Below are 2,729 nucleotides of genomic sequence, written 5' to 3'. Positions count from 1 at the left end.
GGCATCTCTGAAATCCAGCGCCTGGGCCAAGCCAGGACGAAGCCGCCTGCGCGAAACTATTGACAGCGAACATGAGAGCAGGGTATAGGACGGTGTGCAGCCTGACTGCTCAGACCGCAGCCTTGGCCTCGTCCACCAGCTTGAATACCAGCCGTGTGCCGGTCGCAGCAGCGAGACGTTCGAGGGTGCGGCGGCTGGGCCAGTGGCGGCCAGCTTCCATGCGGGCGATAGCGCTCTGGGTGGTTCCCATGCGCTCTGCCAGCTCTGCCTGAGACAGTCCAGCGCGAGAGCGAGCGGCAATCAGCTCGCCCGCCAATTCGAACTCGGGACGCAATGCCTCGTATGCTTCGTGGTAGGCGGGGTCCTGGTTCCATTCCTCGTGGAGCTTCCGAACGTCGGTCATAGCAGTCCAGCCTCCTCAGCTCGGCGCATTGCTGTCTCCTTGGCGGCACGGGGCGTTTTCTGGGTCTTCTTCACGAAAACGTGTAGCACGACCAGCCGTTTCCCAACCGCCGCGACATAGACCGCACGAGCGATCCCGTCGCGTCCCTTCATGCGCATTTCCCAGAGCTTGCCGCCCAGCGGCTTCACATAGGGCTCCCGAACCTGTTGGGGGCCGTGCTCGCACAGTAGATTGGCGATCCAGACGAAGCGTGTCCGCAGATCAGGTGCCAGGGCCGCAAGCTCAGCATCAACGCGGTGGTCGAGCGTCTCAACGCACCACCTAGATATATCAAGTTTGCTATCTCCGGGCAAGTTCAGCCTCCATTACATATAGATGGCTGAGATCGAGGCCGGGGTATGACACCTTGGACAGCTCGGCCAGCAGAGACTGGGCCGGTGGTCGGGTCACGTATTGGCTGCTGGAGTGATCGAGGGTGCGGCCGCCGAGGAAGCAGGCGTAGCGGAAATCGATCTGGGCATCGAGCATTGCCTGCTCGAAGGTGTGGCGGAATGAGTGGAAAACCAACCGCCTCGAGTCGATGCCGATGGTATCCAAGAAGCGGGAGAACCACTTGCCGAACGGATCGTAGGTGCAGCTGTTGCCGGGGGCGGCGTCGAACAGTGCCTTCTTGTTGGCACTACGCCGAGCCTTTACGTATTCGAGGAAACCGAGGCGCTTCAACTCGGGGTGAACCGGGATCGTGCGAATCGAGTGGGCGTTCTTGGTGGACTTGGTGCCTTCCTCGTTGATGTCGATGCAGGGTATGCCGTCGATCTCGCGAACGTCCGCCGTCAGTAGCTGGCAAATCTCCCGTCGTCTGCCGCCAGTGAACAGCGCCACCAGGGGTATCCAGTAGCACTCGTCCTTGGGCAGATAGCGCCCCGGTTCCTTCCAGTGGTAGGCAGACTTCATCCCGGTGTAGGTCGGGGTCCGGAACATGGCGTTGAGCTGCTCGATGGAGAAACCGTCGCGCTTCTTCGCCGTCTTCAGTGCCTTCGACACGGTGAGACGGACACCGCGAGCCGGGTTGTTCTCAATGAACGCGTTGTCGGCAGCCCATTGAAAGAATTGGTCGATGGGCATCAGGCGCTTTCCGTTTAGGGCCTGGACTTCCATGGTGGAGTGCCCGTCCTGCTTGCCCCGCTCAATGGCCTCGCGCATGGTCGCCGTCGGGTAGTGGAGCTGCCAGCGGGCGGGGAGTTCGGATAGGATCGCCTTGTACTCGACAATGTCTGCCTTGGTGTAGCTCGTCGTGGCCTTGGCGTGGCCGAAGAACTCGACCATCCAGCGCAATGCCCGCTTGAGCTCCTCGACGGTCTTGTTGGTCAGCCCGCTCCGCTCTTTCTCCTTGAGGAACATCGTGATCAGGTCGGTGATCGGCTTTTCGCTCTTTGCCGCCTTGGGGGAAGACACCGGAACCACATTCGGTGGTGGCGTGGGGGGAGGCACCACACTGGGGAATGGCATCGGAGTGGCTGGACGGACACGCAACAACGGGTCGGAGGGCTCAAAATTCCAGTTTCCCTTTGCCCTTGCTACGATGGCTTTCAGCCCCTCGATCTGGGCTCGGAGCAGTCGGAAGCAGAGGAGACGAAAATCGGGAGCGTCTTCAGAGCTGCTAATTCCATGCTCTTCTAGAATTGTAGAAGCGGTCTCCGCCATTGCGTACCACTCGCTTGCGCGAAGATCGTTGGTGAGGACAGCTTCCAAGCGCTCGGTTATCCAGATATGGAGGAAATCGTCCTCGGTTCGTCCGGACTGCTCAATAGCCTCATCCAATTCCTCTGCGGTACAGCCGGTGTTCACCTCGAAAAGAGTGCGTCTCGTGCATGTCCGACCACCACATAGGCCAACTCGATGTTGGCCCGTGCGGTCTCGGACTTCGCCAGGATGAACAGGGCTTGCCCCTCGGTCAGGTAGAAGGCAGTGGCAGGACGGCCCCGGCCTTCCGATTTTGTGACACGGTGGAGCGAATTCCCGATGGCCTCCAGGCTGGAGGCATGGCGCTTGATCAGCTTGCGGATCATGCGGGCCTCGGAGAAGCCCAGACGCTCCGCAAGGGTCAGGTCCAGAACCCGGACTTCCCCACCCTCTTCGATCAGGTCATACCGGCGAACGCTCGATCTGACTCGGCGGGGCTTGCCAACCAGCGGCAACCATGAATCACTGGGGTTCCACCAGATACAGGGGGAACCATGTTCGGTAGGCTCAAGATATCGGAAAAGATGACGGCGGCGGAACTTCGAGTCTGGGCGCGTCGTTGCGGCAATGGCCGAGCGGCGGC

3 protein-coding genes and 1 pseudogene are annotated in these 2,729 nt (G+C 60.8%); all 4 read right to left on the bottom strand.

The window, feature by feature from the left end; genetic code table 11:
• Positions 1 to 109 precede the first annotated feature (109 nt).
• Complete coding sequence (locus A6A05_RS02685) at positions 110 to 403, bottom strand: helix-turn-helix domain-containing protein (RefSeq protein ID WP_068497210.1); 294 nt, start codon at positions 401 to 403, stop codon at positions 110 to 112.
• Positions 400 to 756, bottom strand: coding sequence for a type II toxin-antitoxin system RelE/ParE family toxin (locus tag A6A05_RS02680; protein ID WP_245644164.1), 357 nt, complete (start codon positions 754 to 756; stop codon positions 400 to 402). The genes A6A05_RS02685 and A6A05_RS02680 overlap by 4 nt, the downstream gene beginning before the upstream one ends.
• The gene (locus A6A05_RS02675; RefSeq protein WP_068497208.1) at positions 743 to 2,251 is read right to left on the bottom strand and encodes a site-specific integrase; all 1,509 of its coding nucleotides are present in this window, start codon (positions 2,249 to 2,251) and stop codon (positions 743 to 745) included. Before A6A05_RS02675 ends, A6A05_RS02680 begins: the two co-directional genes overlap by 14 nt.
• Positions 2,248 to 2,729: pseudogene (locus A6A05_RS21415) on the bottom strand (hypothetical protein); the annotation flags it as partial. The pseudogene A6A05_RS21415 and the gene A6A05_RS02675, both read right to left, overlap by 4 nt.

The sequence above is a fragment of the Magnetospirillum moscoviense genome (assembly GCF_001650635.1).
Classification (GTDB): Bacteria; Pseudomonadota; Alphaproteobacteria; order Rhodospirillales; family Magnetospirillaceae; genus Magnetospirillum; species Magnetospirillum moscoviense.
Note: the sequence above shows the minus strand (reverse complement) of the source record. Positions and strands in the feature narration are given on the sequence as shown.